At 66.5% G+C, this 16,022-nt stretch carries 8 protein-coding genes and 1 riboswitch; of the genes, 6 read left to right on the forward strand and 2 right to left on the reverse strand.

What is annotated here, in order from left to right; translation table 11 throughout:
* Positions 1-10 precede the first annotated feature (10 nt).
* A complete protein-coding gene (ahcY, locus tag AC3G2C_RS05350; RefSeq protein WP_488383578.1) occupies positions 11-1,444 on the reverse strand; it encodes an adenosylhomocysteinase in 1,434 nt (477 codons plus the stop codon).
* 38 nt (positions 1,445-1,482) lie between these two features.
* A riboswitch (S-adenosyl-L-homocysteine riboswitch) is annotated at positions 1,483-1,596 on the reverse strand.
* Between the two features lie 134 nt (positions 1,597-1,730).
* On the opposite strand from ahcY, the gene AC3G2C_RS05355 reads away from it, so the two are divergent.
* From AC3G2C_RS05355 to AC3G2C_RS05365, 3 genes are all read left to right on the forward strand, one after another.
* Positions 1,731-4,220, forward strand: a complete 2,490-nt coding sequence (locus AC3G2C_RS05355) for a S9 family peptidase (RefSeq protein WP_488383579.1) — start codon at positions 1,731-1,733, stop codon at positions 4,218-4,220.
* A gap of 667 nt (positions 4,221-4,887) precedes the next feature.
* A complete protein-coding gene (gene ppc, locus AC3G2C_RS05360; protein WP_488383580.1) occupies positions 4,888-7,593 on the forward strand; it encodes a phosphoenolpyruvate carboxylase in 2,706 nt (901 codons plus the stop codon).
* A gap of 70 nt (positions 7,594-7,663) precedes the next feature.
* Complete coding sequence (locus AC3G2C_RS05365) at positions 7,664-8,626, forward strand: glutathione S-transferase family protein (RefSeq protein ID WP_488383581.1); 963 nt, start codon at positions 7,664-7,666, stop codon at positions 8,624-8,626.
* Positions 8,627-8,949: 323 nt separating this feature from the next.
* Here AC3G2C_RS05365 and AC3G2C_RS05370 read toward each other — a convergent pair whose 3' ends face one another.
* On the reverse strand, positions 8,950-10,821 hold the full coding sequence (locus AC3G2C_RS05370) for an ATP-binding cassette domain-containing protein (protein ID WP_488383582.1): 1,872 nt from the start codon (positions 10,819-10,821) through the stop codon (positions 8,950-8,952).
* Between the two features lie 311 nt (positions 10,822-11,132).
* On the opposite strand from AC3G2C_RS05370, the gene AC3G2C_RS05375 reads away from it, so the two are divergent.
* From AC3G2C_RS05375 to AC3G2C_RS05385, 3 genes are all read left to right on the forward strand, one after another.
* Positions 11,133-12,350, forward strand: coding sequence for a D-alanyl-D-alanine carboxypeptidase family protein (locus AC3G2C_RS05375; protein ID WP_488383583.1), 1,218 nt, complete (start codon positions 11,133-11,135; stop codon positions 12,348-12,350).
* A gap of 86 nt (positions 12,351-12,436) precedes the next feature.
* Entirely contained in the window at positions 12,437-15,205 is a 2,769-nt protein-coding gene (locus AC3G2C_RS05380) for a serine/threonine-protein kinase (protein ID WP_488383584.1), read from the forward strand.
* Positions 15,205-16,020: an alpha/beta fold hydrolase gene (locus AC3G2C_RS05385; RefSeq protein ID WP_488383585.1), complete on the forward strand. Its 816-nt coding sequence runs from the start codon at positions 15,205-15,207 to the stop codon at positions 16,018-16,020. Before AC3G2C_RS05380 ends, AC3G2C_RS05385 begins: the two co-directional genes overlap by 1 nt.
* Positions 16,021-16,022 lie beyond the last annotated feature (2 nt).

Raw genomic sequence — 16,022 nt, forward strand, 5'->3', positions numbered from 1 at the left:
ACGCCCATGCTTAGTAGCGGTAGTGATCCGGCTTGTACGGGCCGTCCACCGGCACGCCGATGTAGGCGGCCTGATCCGGGGTGAGCTTGGTCAGCTTCACGCCGATCTGCTCCAGGTGCAGGCGGGCCACTTCTTCGTCCAGCTTCTTGGGCAGGCGGTAGACCTTCTTGTCGTAGAAGTCCTTGTTCGCCCACAGGTCGAGCTGGGCCAGCGTCTGGTTGGAGAAGCTGTTGGACATCACGAAGCTCGGGTGGCCGTGGGCGCAGCCCAGGTTCACCAGGCGGCCTTCGGCCAGCATGTAGATGCTGCGACCGGTCTGCTCGAAGGTGTAGCGATCCACCTGCGGCTTGATGGTTTCGCGCGACACGCCCTTGGCGGCGTTGAGGCGATCCATCTGGATCTCGTTGTCGAAGTGGCCGATGTTGCACACCAGGGCGTTGTTCTTCATCGCCGCCATGTGCTCGAGCGTGATGATGTCCTTGTTGCCGGTGGTGGTGACGTAGATGTCGCCCAGGCCCAGGGTCTCTTCGATGGTGGTGACCTGGAAGCCTTCCATCGCCGCCTGCAGGGCGTTGATGGGGTCGATTTCGGTGACGATCACGCGCGCGCCGAAGCCCTTCAGCGAGTGCGCGCAGCCCTTGCCCACGTCACCGTAGCCGCACACCACGGCCACCTTGCCGGCCACCATCAGGTCGGTGGCGCGCTTGATGCCGTCGGCCAGCGATTCGCGGCAGCCGTAGAGGTTGTCGAACTTGCTCTTGGTGACCGAGTCGTTGACGTTGATGGCCGGCACCAGCAGCTTGCCGGCTTCGGCGAGCTGGTAGAGGCGATGCACGCCGGTGGTGGTTTCTTCCGACACGCCCTTCCATTCGGCGGCGATCTTCTTGAACCAGCCCGGACGCTCGGCGGCGGTGCGCTTGACCAGGTCCTTGATGACCTGTTCTTCGTGGTTGCCGCTGGGGGTGTTGACCCAGTCGCTGCCGTCTTCCAGTTCCACGCCCTTGTGGATGAACAGGGTGGCGTCGCCACCGTCGTCCACGATCAGCTGCGGGCCCAGCTCGCCCGGGTGGGTGAGCATGTCCAGCGTGCACTGCCAGTATTCCTCCAGCGTCTCGCCCTTCCAGGCGAACACCGGCAGGCCACCGGCGGCCAGTGCGGCGGCCACGTCGTCCTGGGTGGAGAAGATGTTGCACGAGGCCCAGCGCACCGAGGCGCCCAGCTCGCGCAGGGTCTCGGCCAGCACGGCGGTTTCCTTGGTGCAGTGCAGGGAGCCGGACAGGCGCACGCCCTTGAGCGGCTTTTCGTTGGCGTAGCGGGCGCGGATCTGCATCAGGCCCGGCATTTCCTCTTCCGCCATGCGGATGCGGCGGCGGCCCAGGTCGGCCTGGGAGATGTCACGGACCTTGTAGTCCTGGAAAGCGGGGTCTTTCGTCACTGCGTTCATGGCGTAGCTCCGGTATCGCGGCCTTGGGGGACCGCATCGTTGACCGGGCGCCGTTACAGGAAAATGCCGTCGAGCCTGGCCGTGGCCCCAGGGTTGCGCGCACGGTGTGCGGCGCAAGCCTCGGCCAAGCGGTCGCAGCGCCCCTCGACGGACCCTGGAGTATAGCCGCTGCGGCGCAGCGTTTCCCCTCAGCGGGAAACCCGGCGCCAGGCATGACTGATGGAGGTGGCGGCCCGTGCGAGGCTGGGCTAGGGTCGCAAATTCTTTCGATAGGGACGCCCCGCCCATGGATCTCAAGCTCCGGCACCTCGCGCTGGTTGCGCTGCTGCTCGTCACCCCGCCGCTGGCCCTGGCCCAGGACGCCTCGCGCGCCGCGAGCGTCGCCACCAGCGGCTACCTCATGCCGCCGGCGCCGTTGCAGGCCCTGGTGGATGCGCCGCGCCCGCCCTCGTTGCTGATCAGCCCGCATCGCGACCTGCTCGCCATGACGCAGACGCCGTCGCTGCCGAGCATCGACCTGGTCGCGCAGCCGGAGCTGAAGTTGGCGGGTGTGCGTATCAACCCGCGCACCTATGCACAGAGTCGCTTCATCTTCAGCAGCGACCTGTGGCTGATCGATGTCGCCAGCGGCAAAGAGATCCGCTTCCAGGGGCTGCCCAGCCCGTTGTCGCTGGCCAACCTGAGCTGGTCGCCGGACCAGCGCTATCTCGCCTTCACCCAGATCGACCCCGTGCAGGGGCGCAACGAGCTGTGGGTGGTGGATGTGGCCGCGCGCGCGGCGCGTCGCCTCACCAGCCTGCCGCTCAATGGCGTGGCCGGTCGCGGCTATCGCTGGATGCCCGACAGCCAGCAACTGCTGGTGCAACTGCAACCGGAAGGTCAGGGCGCCGCGCCGCAGGGCCGCGGCATTCCCACCGGCCCCAACACGCAGCAGACGCAGGCGGGCGGTGGCGTCAAAGCCATCCGTACGTATCAGGACCTGCTGCGTAACGAAGACGACGCGCGCCTGTTCGAGCACTACTTGCGCTCGCAATCCGCGCTGGTCAGCCTGGACGGCCAGGTGTCGCTGCTGGGCGCGCCCGCGCTCACGATGTCCCTCAGCCCCTCGCCGGATGGCCGTTACCTGCTGCGCGAGCGCGTGGAGCGTCCGTTCTCCTATCTGGTGCCCGCCGACAACTTCCCGCGCACGGTGGAAGTGCTCGATCGCAACGGCAACGTGGTGAAGGAAATGGCCAAGCTGCCCCTGGTCGAAGGCTTGCCCACCGGCAACGACGCCGTGCCGACCGGCGTGCGCGACATCGAGTGGCGCAGCGATGCGCCGGCCACGCTGGTGTGGGCCGAAGCCCAGGATGGCGGCGACCCCTCGCGCCAGGTCGACGTGCGCGACATCGTGCGCATGCAGGCCGCGCCGTTCGCGCAGGAGCCGGTAACGCTGGCACGCCTGGGCAGCCGCTTTGCCGGTGCCCAGTGGGGCAACGGCGAGCTGGCGCTGATCGACGAGTTCTGGTGGAAGACGCGCAAGGTGAAGGAGTGGCGCGTCGCCCCCGATCATCCGGAACAGGCGCCCGCGCTGGTGCACGAAGGCTCCTCCGAAGATCGCTACCGCGACCCGGGCAAGCCGGCCACCACGCTGGACGAGCACGGCAAGGAGCGCCTGCTCATCGCCGCCGACGGCCAAAGCATCTACCGCCTGGGCGAAGGCGCCTCGCCGGAAGGCGATCGTCCCTTCGTGGACAAGGTGAACCTGGCCAACGGCCAGAGCGCCCGCCTGTTCCACTCGCAGGCGCCGTACTACGAAGCGCCCCAGGTGCTGCTCGATAACGAAGGCCGCCGCGCACTCACCTCGCGCGAGTCGCCCAACGAACCCACCAACTTCTACGTGCGCGACCTCGCGGCCACCAGCGCGCCGCGCGCGCTCACGCACATTCCCAACCCGTTGCCCCAGCTCAAGGGCGTGAAGAAGGAACAGATCCGCTACAAGCGCAAGGACGGCGTGGAGCTCACCGCCACGCTCTACCTGCCGCCCAACTACGACCCCAAGAAGGACGGCCCGCGCCCGATGCTGATGTGGGCTTATCCGGCCGAGTTCAAATCCGCCGATGCCGCCGGCCAGGTCACCGACTCGCCCTATCGCTTCAACCGCATCAGCTTCTGGGGCCCGCAGGCGTTCCTCACCATGGGCTACACGGTGCTGGACAACTTCTCGGTGCCGATCGTGGGCGAGGGCAACAAGGAACCCAACGACACCTATGTCCCGCAGCTGATCGCCAGCGCCGAAGCCGCCGTGGACGAAGTGGTGCGCCGCGGCGTGGCCGACCGCAACCGCATCGCGGTGGGTGGCCATTCCTACGGGGCCTTCATGACCGCCAACCTGCTCGCGCACAGCCGCCTGTTCAAGGCCGGCATCGCGCGCAGCGGCGCGTACAACCGCACGCTCACCCCGTTCGGTTTCCAGTCGGAAGAGCGCAATTACTGGCAGGCGCAGGATGTGTACCAGGCGATGTCGCCGTTCAACTATGCCGATCACATCAAGGATGCGCTCTTGATGATCCACGGCGAGCAGGACAACAACCCGGGCACGTTCCCGATCCAGAGTGAGCGTTTGTATGCGGCCATCAAGGGCCTGGGCGGCACGGCGCGCCTGGTGATGCTGCCGAACGAGGCACATGCGTATCGCGCACGCGAGTCGATCTTGGAGATGTTGGCGGAGATGAATCTCTGGCTTGAGCGTTATGTGGGGAAGGCGCAGGCGGGGGCGGCTGACGCGAAGAAGTGAGGGGTGGGGGCGACCCTGCGCTGGGTGGGGGCGCTCTTGGGATGTGTGTAGTTGGGTGCGTTGGTGGTTCTGATGGAAGGTTGGTTGATCCACCTCACGCGCCCTACAACGTCGTCCCAGCGAACCCCCAAAAGGGGGCAAGTGCTGGGACCCAGTGACTGCGCCCTTGGTTTGAGCGCTGAGGAAACCTGGCTCGCCTGCCGCGGGCCTCCGGCAGGAGGTCGGAAGCCCGCGGCAGGCGAGCCAGGTCGCGGTAACCCCAAGTCAAATGCGAAAGTCACTGGGTCCCAGCACTTGCCCCCTTTTGGGGGTTCGCTGGGACGACGTGGTAGGAGGGCGCGTGGGCACCTTCCATTGGCGGCGTTCTCTTGGGCAAGCAAGAGAACGTGACCCGGCCTCCGGCAGGAGATCGGAAGCCCGTCGGCCCACAGGGTCTCCCTCGCGTCGCAGGCGAGCCAGGTCGCGACCACATCAAATCAACAGCGAAAGACACCGCACGTGACTGTTGATGATCAGTGCGGCCCAAGCACGCACACCACCACCCACAAGCAACCATTCGCCACATTCCGCCCCCGCACACCCCAACAACCAAAAACTTTTGTGGCAGTGCACAAAATACCCCCGCTTCGGGTAGTCTGAGACGTCCAAACCCCGCAACGTGGCATCGATGAACCAGCACCGCAGTCCTGAGTTCGCCCCGCACGACGCACCCCTGCGCGAAGACGTCCGCCGCCTTGGCACCCTGGTGGGCAACATGCTCGCCGAGCAGATCTCCTCCGCCTTTCTCGACGACGTGGAGCGCATCCGCCTCGCCGCCATCGCGCGTCGGCAGGAGAACGCGCCGCTGGGTGAGCTGTCCGGATTGCTCACCGGTCTGGAGTCGGGGCGTGCCGAATCGCTGGCGCGTGCATTTGCCACGTACTTTCAGGCGGTGAACATTGCCGAGCGCATTCATCGCATCCGCCGCCGTCGCGATTACCAGCGCGAAGAAGGCGCGCCGCAGCCCGAATCGCTGCTCGATGCGCTCACGCAGCTGAAAGCGCAGGGCGTGGAGGCGGGCGAGTTGCTGGAGTGGTTGGAAAGGTTGCAAGTGGAACCGGTTTTCACCGCGCACCCCACCGAAGCCGTGCGCCGCTCCTTGTTGGAAAAAGAACAATCCATCGTGCGCGCGCTGGTCGACAACTTCGACCCCACGCGCACGCCGCAGGAGCGCAAGGAAGACGACGACCGCATCTTCATGGCGCTCAGCGCCGGCTGGCAGACGGCCGAAGCGTCGCCGATCAGCCCCAGCGTGCAGGACGAGCACCACCACGTCGGCTTCTACCTCGCCAACCCCATCTATCGCATCGTGCCGGCGCTGTACGAATCCCTCGCCGATGCGCTGCAAACGGTCTACGGCGTCGCCGTGCCGCTGCCGCGACTGCTCGGCTTCGCCACCTGGGTGGGTGGCGATATGGACGGCAATCCCAATGTGGGTGCGGCCACCATCGCCAACAGCTTGTCGACGCAACGCGCGCATGTGCTGGAGCATTACATCGAGGACATCGCTGGCCTCGCACGCTTGCTCAGCCAGACCGAAGACCGCGTGGACGTGGATAGCGCGCTCGCACAACGCCTGTTCCATTACCGTGTGCGCTATCCCGGAGCGGCAGCCAAGGTGCGCCCCCGTCACGCGGACATGCCTTATCGCAGCCTGCTCACCATCATCGGTGCACGCCTGGAGGCGACGCACGAGGATGATCACCCCGAAGCCTACGTCAACGTCGACGAGCTGTTGGATGACTTGCACCTGGTGGCGGCCAGCCTGGTCGATCATCGGGGTCTGCATGCCGGCGCCTATGCGGTGCAGCGCCTGATCTGGCGCGTACGCACCTTTGGCTTTCACCTTGCCCGCCTGGATGTGCGACAGGATTCGCGCGTGCACGACGATGCGCTGGCCCTGCTGCTGCGCGATGGCGAGTGGGCCGGTCGCGATGCGGCGGCGCGCGCGCAGGTGCTGCGTGCGTATGCAGGTGGAGAACACGCTTTTGCCGTGAACGACGTAGCAGGCGTGGTGGCGCTCTACGACGTGTTCGCCACGCTGGGCGATGCGCGTCGTCGCTATGGTGCCGAGGCGCTGGGGCTCTACATCATCAGCATGGCGCGCTCGGCGGCCGATGTGCTGGCGGTACTGGCGCTGGCGCGCTACGGCGGCCTGATGCAGGACGGTCGCGTGCCGCTGGATATCGCGCCGCTGTTCGAAACGGTGGACGACCTGGCCAACGCGCCGGCGACCCTGCGCGCGCTGCTGGACGATCCGGTGTATCGCGAGCACCTGGCTTCGCGCGGCCATCGTCAATGGGTGATGCTGGGCTATTCGGACAGCGGTAAGGATGGTGGCACGCTCGCCTCGCGTTGGGGTCTCCAGCGCGCGCAGGTGGAGCTGCTCAAGGTGGCGGCGGAGACGGGCATCCAGCTTTCGTTCTTCCATGGTCGCGGCGGCTCGGCCAGTCGCGGCGGCGCGCGCATTGCGCCGGCCTTGATGTCATCGCCGCGTGGCTCGGTGGCGGGCGTGTTGCGCATCACCGAGCAGGGCGAGGTGATTCACCGCAAGTACGGCATTCGCGCCCTGGCCTTGCGCAACCTGGAGCAAACGGTGAGCGCCGTGCTTCGTGCGTCGTTGCGGCCGCGCGTGCAAGACCCGCGCGAAGAGGCCTGGCGCGAACGCATGGCGCAGCTGTCCGCGCGCAGTCGCCAGCATTACCGCGCCTTCGTCGATCGCGAAGGTTTTGTCGACTACTTCCGTGCCGCCACGCCCATCGATGTGATCGAGCGCATGACCCTGGGCTCGCGTCCTTCGCGTCGTCGCAGCATGCGCGGCGTGCAGGATCTGCGTGCCATTCCCTGGGTATTCGCCTGGACCCAGTGTCGCTCCATCCTGCCGGGTTGGTATGGGCTGGGCACCGCGCTGGAGCACGGCGCGCGCACCTACGGCGAGGCGGAGATGGCCGAGATGGCGCGCGACTGGCCGTTCTTCGCCAACCTTATCGATGACGTGTCGATGGTGCTGGCCAAGTGCGATCTGGGCATCGCCGAGGCGTTCTCGCAGTTGGCTGGTCCGCTGCATGCGCCGTTCTTCGGTTTGATCAGCGAGGAGTTCGAGCGCACGCGCGAATGGCTGCTGCGCCTGAAGACCAACGACAGCCTGCTGCAGAATGCGCCGAAGCTGGCGGTGTCGATCGACCTGCGAAATCCCTACATCGACCCCATGAGCTTGCTGCAGGTCGATCTGCTCAAGCGCTGGCGCGCGGGTGGCGAAGACGACGAGGCGCTGCTCACCGCCCTGGTGGCCTGCGTCAATGGCGTATCGCAGGGTTTGCAGAATACGGGTTGAGTTCTCGCCGGCACTTGTGTGTTCGCTGCCCGGCCTCATGTCGTTGGAACACAGCGACATGGGAGTCGGGATGATCGAGCTATATCAGTTGCGCTGGTCGCACTACGTGGAGAAGGTGCGCTGGGCGTTGGACTACAAAGGGTTGCCTTGGCGCGCGATTGACATTGTGGCGTACCGCAAGGAGGAGATGCGCCGCTTCGACTGCGCGCAGACCGTGCCCTTGATTCACGACACCAGCACGGGCGTGGCGATCAGCGATTCCTCGCCCATCCTGCGCTACCTGGACGAGCGCTATCCCGAGCAGCCACTGTTCCCCGCCGACGCGCCGCAGCGCGAGCAGGTATGGCAATGGATGCTACGCCTGGATTCCACACTCGGCCTGTATGCGCGGCGCCTGGGCTATACCCAATTGATCATGGAGTGCCCGCAGGTGCTCTCGCGATTGTTCATGCCCCAGGTGTGTGGCGGCCTGTTCACGCGACGCGGCTGGCGCAACCTGGCGGCGCCGGTGCTCGGCATGATGCTCACGCGACGCTTTCGCTTCGATCGCAATCGCCAGGATGGCATCTACGAGCAACTGGAGGCGCTGTTGCTGCCCATCGCCGAGCGGCTGCGCAGCTCCGCCTGGCTGGTGGGTGAGCGCTTGAGCGCGGCGGATATCACCCTGGCATCGCTGTTGCGCCCCCTGCGCATCGTGCCGCATTTCAGTCATCACCCATTGCTGCAAGGGTTGTTCGCGTGGCAGGAGCGACTTTTTCGGGCGCACGGCCGGGAGCCGAGGCTGTTGTATGAGGAATTGATCGATGCGCAGCGTCAACGGCGCGGGCGCATGCGTGGTTCGGTGAGCTGGCTTGCCGCAGCGACACCCTCATCTGCGGCGCTGGGTGCGCCGTTGCGCACGGCGGTGAACGACCAGCATCCGGTCAGTGCCCTGACCTTGTTCAAGGCGCTGCCGGGTTATGTGCGGCTGCGCTGGTTCAGTGGCGTGCGCACGGTGGCGTATGCGCCGACGGTGTATGGGGGAGTTGCCTAGCGTAGGTTGGATGACGCGACGTCTTGCTCGTTATCCCGGCCATGGCTCGAAGCGCCTTTCAAAGGCGGAAGGGTTGGTCATGCCGCACCTGTAAACACCTGGGCATAAAGGCACTGGATTCCTGCGTTCGCAGGAATGACGGGCAAAGGGGCGCTTGATCGGGCCGTCCTTGAGTGTCGTTACGCGCAACGATTCGTGGGTGCTGGACGAGCAAGCGTTTGGCGCTTGAAGCGCGCCGCTAACGCTTGCTCCCTTTCGGGGGTTCGCTGAGACGACGCGCAAGGTAACAACAATCCTGGGAGGTTTCCCTCCTGGGGTGGTGTTTAGCCGTCCAATTCGCTCCAGCGCTGATAGGCGCGTTCCAGCTCCGCCTGTACGCCGGCCAGTGCTTCGTTGGCCTTGACGATGCTGTTGCTGTCTTGCTGGTAGAACGAAGGGTCGTTCATGGCCTCGGTGCGCGCAGCGATGTCCGCCTCCAGCGTTTCGATGCGTGCGGGCAGTTGCTCCAGCTCGCGCGCTTCCTTGTAGCTCAGCTTGCGCCTGTTCTCGGCAGGCGCGGCGGGCGCCGGCGCGGGGGCGGCGGCCGGCTTGCTCTCGGGGGCCTTGGCGGCGGCCGTCGGGGCAGGGCGCTGGCGTAGCCAGTCGCTGAAGCCGCCCACGTATTCGCCGATCTGGCCGTCGCCTTCCAGCACCAGCGTGCTGGACACCACGTTGTCCAGGAATTCGCGATCGTGGGATACCAGCAGCAAGGTGCCCTGGTACTCGGTGAGCAACTCTTCGAGCAGCTCCAGCGTTTCCACGTCCAGGTCGTTGGTGGGTTCGTCCATCACCAGCAGGTTGGAGGGCTGCGCGAACAGCTTGGCCAGCAACAGGCGGTTGCGTTCGCCGCCGGACAGGCGCGTGATCGGCGCGCGGGCACGTTCGGGCGAGAACAGGAAATCCTGCAGGTAGCCAATGATGTGCTTGCGCGTGCCGTTGAGCTCGATGTATTCGCGGCCTTCGGCCACGTTGTCCAGCGCGTTGAGCTGGTCGTTGAGCTGCACGCGGTGCTGGTCGAAGTAGGCGATCTGGATGCCGGTGCCCAGCGTGGCGTGACCGCGCTCGGGCTTGAGGTCGCCCAGCATGATCTTGAGCAGCGTGCTCTTGCCCGCGCCGTTGGGGCCGATGATGCCCACGCGGTCGCCGCGCATGATGGTGGTGCTCAGGTTGCCGATCAGCACGCGGCCGCCGTAAGCCTGATGCACGTGCTCCAGGTCGATCACCTTTTTGCCCGACGCCTGCGCGTTGGCCAGGGTCATCTTGACGTTGCCGGACAGCTCGCGGCGCTCGGCGCGCTCCACGCGCAAGGCCTTGAGTGCGCGCACGCGGCCTTCGTTGCGGGTGCGGCGGGCCTTGATGCCCTGGCGAATCCACACTTCTTCCTGCGCCAGCTTTTTGTCGAACAGCGCGTTGGCCTGCGCTTCGGCATGCAGGCGTTCTTCGCGGCGGCGCAGGTAGTTGTCGTAGTCGCCCGGCCAGTCGGTGAGCTGGCCGCGATCGATTTCCACGATGCGCGTGGCGAGTGCACGGAGAAAGCTGCGATCGTGGGTGATGAAGATGATGCTGCCGTCGAACTGCCGCAGGAACGATTCCAGCCAGGCGATGGCCTCGATGTCGAGGTGGTTGGTGGGCTCGTCCAGCAGCAGCACGTCCGGCTTGCGCACCAGCGCCTGCGCCAGCAGCACGCGGCGCTTCATGCCGCCTGACAGCGCGGCGAAGTCGGTTTCGGCGGGCAGCTCCAGGCGGGTCAGCACGTCGGTGACGCGGCGGTCGAGGTCCCAGCCGTGGCGGGCCTCGATCTCGGCCTGCACGTCGCCCAGCGCGTCAAAGTCGCCTTCAGCCAGCAGGTGGTGGTAGCGCGCCAGCAAGTGGCCCAGGTCGCCCAGGCCTTCGGCGACCACGTCGAACACGCTGCCGGCGGTGTCCTGCGGCACTTCCTGCGCCATGCGGGCCACGATCACGCCGTTCTGGATGCGGATTTCGCCATCGTCCGGTTTCAGGTCACCGGCGATGAGCTTCATCAGGGTGGATTTGCCTTCGCCGTTGCGACCGACAATACAGACGCGCTCGTTCGCCTCAATGGAGAGGTCGACATGTTCGAGCAGGAGGGGGCCGCCGATGCTGAAGTCGACGCGATGCAATTGGATCAGAGACATCCGCCTAGTGTAGCTGGCCGCCCCCCTGCGCCGATGCCCCCGGCCAGAAACGTGGCCAAGTTATGCACTTACAAGGGAAAAAGCCTTTCCCTTCATGATTTTTGCGGGCAAACTCGATTGCATCGTAGACAAAACCTTCACGGCGAAATCCACGACGACGCGGCGCCAAGGGCGCCGCTGCTGTTTTATCGTCCATAGAAACATGGACTTATGTAGGGTAATTCAAGTATTGTCTTTGCCCGTGGCAGGCGCGCTGCTCGTTCAGGTGGTGCGGCGCGGGTAATGCGGCAGGCCAGAAGCGAGGAAACGGGGTGGCTAACAAGTCCAAGACGCCGGGCAAGGCGGCAAGCTGGCTACGCGGCCTGTTGGCATCGGTGATGCTTACCGGTGCGGCCTGCGCGGCCAATGTGGCCCATGCCGGTTACGCGGCCATCGTGATCAACGAGGCCGACGGCCAGGTGATCACCGCGGTGAATGCCGACGACCCGAATCATCCGGCCTCGCTGGCCAAGATGATGACGCTCTACCTCACCTTCCAGGCGCTGCAGAACGGCACGCTCAAGCTGGATCAGGAACTGCCCGTGTCCGCCTGGGCCGCCTCGCGCCCGCCGACCAAGCTGGACCTGCGCAAGGGCCAGACCGTGACGGTGGAAGACTGCCTGCTGGGCATGATCACCAAGTCGGCCAACGATGCCGCCACCGTGGTGGCCGAAGGCCTGGGCGAGAACGAGGGTCACTTTGTCGAGCTGATGAACGCGCAGGCGCTCAAGCTGGGCATGAGCAACACCCACTTCGCCAATGCCTCGGGCCTGCCGGACCCGAACGACACCACCACCGCGCGCGACATGAGCAAGCTCGCCATCGCGCTGTACCACGATTACCCGCAGTATTCGCATTACTTCGCCACCAAGCAGTTCATGTTTCGTGGTCGCCTGGTGCGCGGGCACAACAACCTGATGGACAAGTACCCCGGCATGGACGGCCTGAAGACCGGCTTCACCAATGCCGCCGGCTTCAACCTCGCCTCCACCGCGGTGCGCGATGGCCAGCGTCTTTTCAGCGTGGTGATGGGCGGCCAGACCGCCTCCGCGCGTGATCGCCTGATGGCGCGCCTGCTCGACGACGGCTTCGAGGATCGCGAGACCCCGGCCTTGCTGGTGGCTCAGGCCGGTGGTGCGTCCAACAAGCCCGGTGCGGCCTCCAAGCTGCTGCACGCCCTGTCGCCCATCGCCACCGCCGAGGCGGAGACGGCGCCGGCAGCGCGTCGCCACCATCGTCGCGGCCAGGTCGGTGCGGTTGCCAGCACCAGCTGCACGCCGCGCAAGGGCAGCAAGTGCCCGGCCGGCACGGCCGCCAAGCGCAGCACCGCCAAGCCGGCCGCCACGGCCAGCAAGGCAGCCAGCAGCAAGGCCAGCGGTAAAACCGCCACCGCCGCCAAGTCCACCGGCCCGACCAAGAAGGCCGGCACCGCCAAGGCCGCCAGCGGCACCAAGCTGGCCAGCGCGGCGCACACGCCCAAGCAGCCGTAAGCCGATCCACGGCGCGTTGCCAACGGCGCGCGCCAGCGCCGAGTTCGCCTGCCTATACTGTTCCCCTGCGCCAGTCAGGGGGACGCATGACCGAACCGTCCGGGTATCGTTATGTCCAGGCCAAGCGCATCGCCATGGCGGCGGTGGAGCTTTCGCCTGCCGCACGCGACGCCTTTATCGCCAGCGAGTCGGCCGGTGAGAACGCGCTGATCGAGGAAGTGCGCTGGATGGTTGCGGCGATGGAAGCCAGCCGCACCGCCGAGCTGCCACCGATGACCCTGCCGGCCGTGGACCTCAGTGGACACGACGCACAGGCTACGTCGCCCCGCCATTACCGCATCCTGCGTCGACTCGGCGAGGGCGGCATGGGCGTGGTCTATCTCGCGGCGCGCCACGATGGCGAGGTGGAGCAGCGGGTGGCGCTCAAGATGCTTGGCGCCGCCGCCTTGGGTTCACCGCAATTGCTGGAGCGCTTCACGCGCGAACGCCAGTTGCTGGCGCGCTTGCAGCATCCGCATATCGCCCGCTTGCTCGATGGCGGCGTGCTCGCGGACTGGGGCCCGTTCATTGCGATGGAGTATGTCGACGGCGAACGCATCGATGCCTGGTGCGCGCGCCATCGGCTGGGCCTGCGCGACCGCTTGGCGCTGTTTCTCAAGGTGTGCGCGGCGGTGTCCTACGCGCATCGCCACCTGGTGATCCATCGCGACATCAAGCCCGCCAATATCCTGGTAAGCGAAGACGGTGAACCGAAGTTGCTGGACTTCGGCATCGCGCAGGCGCTGGATCATGCCGCGGCGGCGGGCGCGGGCGATGGTCAGTTCCTCACGCCGCGCTACGCCAGCCCCGAGCAGTCGCGCGGCGAATGGCCCACCGTGGCGTCGGATGTCTATGCGCTTGGCTTGTTGCTCTATGCGCTGATCGTGGATCGCCCGCCGCCGCACGGCGAGGGCGCGCAGGCCAGCCCTTTGCCATTGCAGCCCAGTCGCGATGCTGCGCATGACTTGCCTTGGCGACGCCAGTTGACGGGCGACCTGGATGCGATCTTTGCACGTGCGTGTGCCTTCGATCCCGCCGAGCGCTATGCCTCCGTCGCGGCGTTGGCGGACGATATCGAGCGTCAACGCGCGCACCAACCGGTGGCGGCACGCGGCCATCGCTGGAGCTATGTCTTGGCACGCCTGCTGCGGCGCCGTTGGCCAGCCTTCGCGGTAGGCGCGTTGGTGCTCGCCATGGCGGCGGGTTTCACCTGGCGTCTGTGGCAGGCCGAGCGAGAGGCGGTTGCGCAGGCGGCGGAAACCGAGCGCGTGGCGAGTTTTCTGGTCTCCGTGTTTGGTGCGTCCGATGCTAACCTCAACAAGCAGCTGCGCCACGACCTGACCGCGCGCGAGGTGTTGGACGCAGGCGCGGCGCGCATACGCAGCGAGCTGGGCGACGATCCGCGCGTGCGTGCGCGGTTGCTCGAAGCCCTTGGCAATGCCTATCGCCATATGGGCGCCAACGACGTCGCCGCACCCATGCTGCGCGAAGCCGCTGCGCTCGACCTGAGCCCCGCCGTGAATCAGCCCTTGGCGGCGGCGCGCTGCTTGGAGGCGCTCGCCAACACGCTCGCCAATGGTGGCTTCTCCGCCAAAGAAGCCGAGCAGGCGGCACGCCAGACGCTCGCCATTCGTCAGCGCGTGGCGCCAGAGGAGGGCGAGCCGATTGCCAATGCCTGGATGGTGTTGTCGCTGGCGTTGGATGCCGGCGGCAACTACCGTGATGCGCGCGCCGCCGCGCAAACCACCTACGACATGCTCGCCAAGCTGCATGCGCCGCCTCAGCGCATGGCTGTCGCGTTGAACAACCTGGGGCTCATCACCTCACACGGTGGTGATGCCGCGGAGGCCGTGAGTTTCTATGAGCGTGCGTTGGCGCTGGACAAGGAAGATGGGGACCAGCATACCGCCGGCCACCTGGTGCGCCTTGGCAACTACGCGCATGCGGTGGAGCGCAGCGGCGATCTGTCGCGCGCCATCAGCCTGGGCCAACAGGCGCTGGCGCTCAACGATCAATTGTTCGGTGCGGGCGCCGGCTACGCGATTCACTACGAAACCGAACTCACTCGCATGCTCAACGGCGCGGGGCGCTACGACGAAGCGCAGCACTACCTGGAACACGCGCTCGCGAATCAGCTCAAGCAGACCGGCGAGAACAGCCCCGAGTACGCCAGCATCTTGTTTCAGGTGGGCAACCTGCGCAGTGCCTTGGGCGATACCGAAGGTGCGCTGCGTGCAATGCGCCAGGTGTTGGCCTATCGCAGCCGCATCCTGCAGCCGGACGATCTGCGCGTGGCGCGCGCGCAAGAGGTGACCGCCACCGTGTTGATCGATGCCGGTCGTGCCGATGACGAGGCCGCCGCGTTGCTGGACAAGGCCGAGGCTTCCTACCGCCAGCACGACGCCAAGCCTGATCTCGCCTACGCCCGGGTGGCGCGTGCGCGTTGGCGCTACCAGCACAGTGATCGCAGCGGTGCGCTGGCCCTGCTCGATCAGGTGGAGGCGCCCGATGCCAAGGCCGAGTACTGGCCGCGCGCACGTGCCGCGGCCTTGCGCGCCGCCATTGCGCACGACGGCGGTGATCTCGATACCGCGCTGGGCAAGGACGAGCAGGCCTGGCAGATACTCAAGGATCGCCTTGGCGCCGCGCATCCGCAGACCGCGCTCTATGCGCTGCTCTGGTCGCGCGATTTGCGCGAAGCCGGCAGGCTTGCACAGGCCCAGGCACTGGAGCGCGATGCGCAGCCGGTGTTCGAGCGCAGCTTTCCCGCCGATTCGGTGTGGCGGGCGGATCTTGCCAAGCGGAGCGCCCCGTGATGCGTAATGAGCTGATGCAGGTGCACGCAGTGGACGTGCCCGGCGGTCGCTTGGCTTATCGCATGGCGGGCGCTGACGATGCGCCCGTGGTCCTGTTGATCCATGCGCTCGCCAGCCAGTCTTTGACGTGGTTGCCGGTGGCGCAAGCGCTCGTTGCAGCGGGCTTTCGCGTGATCGCACCCGACTTGCCTGGGCATGGCCGGAGCAGCCGGTGGCCTCACTACACGCTGGCGGTCTTCGACGATGCGCTGGCCGCTCTCGCCGAGCAACGCTTGCCCTCGCGATTCGACCTGGTGGGACACTCGCTGGGTGGACACGTGGCCCTGCGCCTTGCCGCGCGTTGGCCCGATCGAGTGCGGCGATTGATCATCGAAGCAGCACCCGTGCCGCCACAGGACGAGGCCGACGCGTTGGCGATGCGACGCGAGGCGGGGCGGCCCAGCCTCCTGCAGTCCGCTCGCCGTTTGGGGCTGGGCCGATTGCTGCGCCTGTCGCTGCTCCGAGCGTTCGATGTGAGGGCCGCCAAGCCTGTATTGGCGGAGCTTCGGCAGCCCATGCCTGGCTGGTGGCGGGATATTGCGCACCTGCGCCACGCCGCCCTGGTGCTCAGCAGCGCGGATGACGGCCTCGTGTCGGCACGTGCCGAGCGCCTGGCCGCGGCGATGCCGCACGCCACGCTGGTGCGCCTTGGCCAGGGCCATCACCTGCACACCCGTCATGGCGAGGCTTTCCTGGCGACGGTGCTGCCTTTTCTCTCGGCGTGCGATCGCGATGCGCTCGTTCCGCCGCGTGTCGCGACGATAAGCGAAGCGTAGGT

The sequence above is a fragment of the Frateuria sp. sgz306004 genome, from assembly GCF_057750885.1.